Below are 3,352 nucleotides of genomic sequence, written 5' to 3' on the forward strand. Positions count from 1 at the left end.
GGGAAGTCTATGCCTTCCCGGTGTTTGAGAGCGTATTCAAGGAGTTTGGCCTGCCGCGGGCCATCCGCACCGACAACGGCGTTCCCTTTGCCAGTCCCAATTCCCTGTTCAACCTCTCAAAGCTCTCCGTCTGGTGGCTCAGGCTCGGCATCGAGATCGAGCGCATCAAGCCCGGCCATCCGCAGCAGAACGGCCGACATGAGCGAATGCATCTGACCTTGAAGCTGGAGGCCACCAAGCCGGCCGCCAAAAACTTCCTGCAGCAGCAGGCCAGGTTCGACGACTTCATCGACGGCTACAACAACGAGCGACCGCACCAGGCGCTCAACATGCAGTGTCCGGCCGAGCGCTATCAGCCATCGTCACGGCCCTATCGCGGCTTGCCGGACATCGACTATCCGCTTCATGACAAGGCAGCCACTGTCACTACCTGCGGCCGCATCTGCTTCAACAACCAGAAGATCAATCTAAGTCAGGTGTTCGCCGGCCAGACTGTCGGCATCAAGCAAACCGACGACCGCATTTGGCTGGTCAGCTTTATGGACTATGATCTCGGCTACTTCGATGATGAGACTTGCAGGCTCGAACCCCTTGCAAATCCCTTCGGACCGAAAGTGTTACCTATGTCTTCGGAATAAAACGTAACCCATGTGTCCGGAATGGACCGGGTAAATGCTGGCTGGGGCGGGAGGATTCGAACCTCCGTATGGTGGAATCAAAATCCACTGCCTTACCACTTGGCGACGCCCCAACGGCCGGAAGAGGCGGAAGGCAGATGGCTTTCCGGGACTCAAATCTTCGGCCACGCCGGTCTATAGAGGGAGATCAGCTATTTCAACAGGCTGAAGGCCGAAAATCACGTTGAATTCGGCCGCGTATTTGGACCGGAAACCAGCTATTTTCGCTCCTGCGGCACGCCTTGCCGATCCGGCCGGGAGTTGAGAGACGCATCGTTTCGTGGGAAGACGGATTTCGATCTTCCATCCGAGGCTTAAAGCCATGACCTACCGCGCGCCGATCAATGACATGCTGCTCGCCCTCAACCACGGCGCGGGGCTCGAGGCCGCGGTGAAGGCCGGGCATTACGGCGACTTCGACGCCGATATTGCCGCAGCCGTGCTGGAGGAAGCCGGCCGGTTTGCCTCCGACGTGCTGGCGCCGCTCAACCGCGTCGGCGACGAGAACGGCATCAAGCTGGAAGACGCCAACGTGATCACCGCCCCCGGCTGGCCTGATGCGTACAAGCGCTGGACCGCAGCCGGGTGGAACGCGGTGTCGGGGCCGGAAGCTTTCGGCGGCCAGGGCCTGCCGCTCGCCATCAACGCGGTCTGCACCGAAATCTGGAGCGCCTCCAACATCGCCTTCGGCCTTTGCCCGCTGTTGACGCTGAGCGCCATCGAAGCGCTGGATGCCCATGGCAGCGAAGAGCTGAAGAAAATCTATCTCGAAAAGCTGATCTCTGGAGACTGGCCCGGCACCATGCAGCTCACTGAGCCGCAAGCCGGTTCTGACGTCGGTGCGCTGCGCACCCGCGCCGAGCGTAACTCCGACGGCGCCTACCGCATCAAGGGCACGAAAATCTTCATCACCTATGGCGATCACGACATGAGCGATAACATCGTTCATTTCGTGCTTGCCCGCCTGCCCGACGCGCCCGCGGGTACCCGCGGCATTTCGCTGTTTCTGATCCCGAAATTCCTCGTCAATGCGGACGGGTCTCTCGGCGCGCGCAACGACATCTATGTCAGCGGCATCGAGCACAAGCTCGGTATGCACGCGGCCCCAACCTGCACCATGACGATGGGCGATCATGGCGGCGCCATCGGTTACCTGATCGGTGAAGAAAATCGCGGCATGCAATGCATGTTCACGATGATGAATCAGGCCCGGCTCGGCGTTGGCCTCGAAGGCGTCGGGATAGCCGACCGCGCCTATCAGCAGGCGCTGGCCTTTGCGCAAGAGCGCCGCCAGGGCCGCGCCGCCGGCAAGCCGGGGTATGAGTCCGATCCGATCATCGTGCATCCCGACGTCAAGCGGATGCTGATGCAGATGCGGGCGCTCACGGCTGCCGCGCGCACGATCTGTTATGCCACGGCTGTCGCCCTGGATGTTTCGATACGGGCCAAAGATACCTCAACGCGTGCAGCCGCTGCGGCGCGCGGCGCGCTGTTGACGCCGATCGCGAAAGCGTTTTCCACCGACATCGGTAACGAAGTCACCTCGCTTGGCGTGCAAATCCACGGCGGCATGGGCTTCATCGAGGAAACCGGCGCCGCTCAGCATTATCGCGATGCCCGCATCACGCCGATCTACGAAGGCACCAACGGCATTCAGTCGATCGACCTCGTGACGCGCAAGCTCGCGGCCAACGGGGGAGAGTCGGTCTGGGCCCTGCTTGATGAACTCAAAGGCACCGTCGAGCAGATCGAAGCCTCCAACGATCCGGCGTTCGGCACCACGGGGACAAAATTGCGCGACGCGCTGGCTTCGCTCGAACGCACGAGCCGCTGGTTGCTCGAACGCGTGACGTCGGCGCCCAATGAGGCGCTCGCCGGCGCGACGCCTTATTTGCGGCTGTTCGGCGCAACACTCGGCGGATGCATGCTGGCGAACGAGGCCTTGGCCGCGCGCGGGACCAGCGAAGCCGATCCACAGCGCTACGTCACGCTGGCGCGGTACTTCGCCGAGAACGTTTCGGTGCAAGCGGGCGCGCTGGAACGGACCGTGATGGACAGCGCCGAGGCTGTAAACGGCGCGGATGCGGTGCTGCTCGGCTAGCGCGTGATCGAAGCGTCACGGCAGGAGCGCGTTATCGCCTATCGATTTTAGTAATCGTCTTGGCCCCGTCGGCGCCGGAAACCGAAAAGCTGACGCTGTCGCCGGCATGCAATGCCTCCATTGACACTCCGCTTCCGACCTTGAACTGTTCGGCGGCGCCGCTGGTATTCGCACCGACGGTGCCGTTTTGGGTTTGCCGGATCGCGACCGTGTTGTTGAGCCGGTTGACTTCGGTCAGGATTCCCGTGTGGGCCTGTTGCGCGAAAGCGGCCGAACTCACGACCACAAATGCAGCTGCGCCGGCCGAAATAATCCTTGCGATCTTCATGGCATTCTCCCTGTTTTGGGAAGACGTGCGTTAAGCCCCCTGCGACAGATTGGTTCCGGCCCACGCCGGTTTCCCGGGCACTGCCCTCTCGCCGGTTCGTTAACGACGCTTCAACAACGAGCGCTATTGCACCGGCAGCGGTGGCCGCGGCGCCGTCGCTGGCAATCCCGGATCAGCCTGCGGCTGCAGCGAAATCGGCGGCGGTGGCGCCGAGGGTTGGGCCGTAACCGGCGGTGAGGCCTCAGT

3 protein-coding genes and 1 tRNA gene are annotated in these 3,352 nt (G+C 62.2%); 2 read left to right on the top strand and 2 right to left on the bottom strand.

Annotated elements, in window-relative coordinates; all coding sequences use genetic code 11:
* Positions 1-638: integrase core domain-containing protein (locus WB528_RS15385; RefSeq protein WP_423889271.1), on the top strand; the 638-nt coding region annotated here is incomplete at its 5' end.
* A gap of 38 nt (positions 639-676) precedes the next feature.
* Here the strand turns inward: WB528_RS15385 and WB528_RS15390 are convergent.
* Positions 677-751, bottom strand: a tRNA-Gln gene (locus WB528_RS15390).
* A 248-nt stretch (positions 752-999) separates the two neighbouring features.
* Here WB528_RS15390 and WB528_RS15395 point away from each other — a divergent pair.
* A complete protein-coding gene (locus WB528_RS15395) occupies positions 1,000-2,778 on the top strand; it encodes an acyl-CoA dehydrogenase (RefSeq protein WP_423889272.1) in 1,779 nt (592 codons plus the stop codon).
* Between the two features lie 31 nt (positions 2,779-2,809).
* On the opposite strand, the gene WB528_RS15400 is transcribed toward WB528_RS15395, so the two are convergent.
* The gene (locus WB528_RS15400; protein ID WP_423889273.1) at positions 2,810-3,106 is read right to left on the bottom strand and encodes a copper-binding protein; all 297 of its coding nucleotides are present in this window, start codon (positions 3,104-3,106) and stop codon (positions 2,810-2,812) included.
* Between the last annotated feature and the right edge of the window lie 246 nt (positions 3,107-3,352).

The organism is Bradyrhizobium sp., from assembly GCF_049586575.1.
Taxonomy (GTDB): domain Bacteria; phylum Pseudomonadota; class Alphaproteobacteria; order Rhizobiales; family Xanthobacteraceae; genus Bradyrhizobium.

Excerpts from the sequence above, each read along its gene's own strand:
- WB528_RS15395 (WP_423889272.1), top strand. The coding sequence starts at position 1,000 with ATGACCTACCGCGCGCCGATCAATGACATGCTGCTCGCCCTCAACCAC.
- WB528_RS15400 (WP_423889273.1), bottom strand. The coding sequence starts at position 3,106 with ATGAAGATCGCAAGGATTATTTCGGCCGGCGCAGCTGCATTTGTGGTC.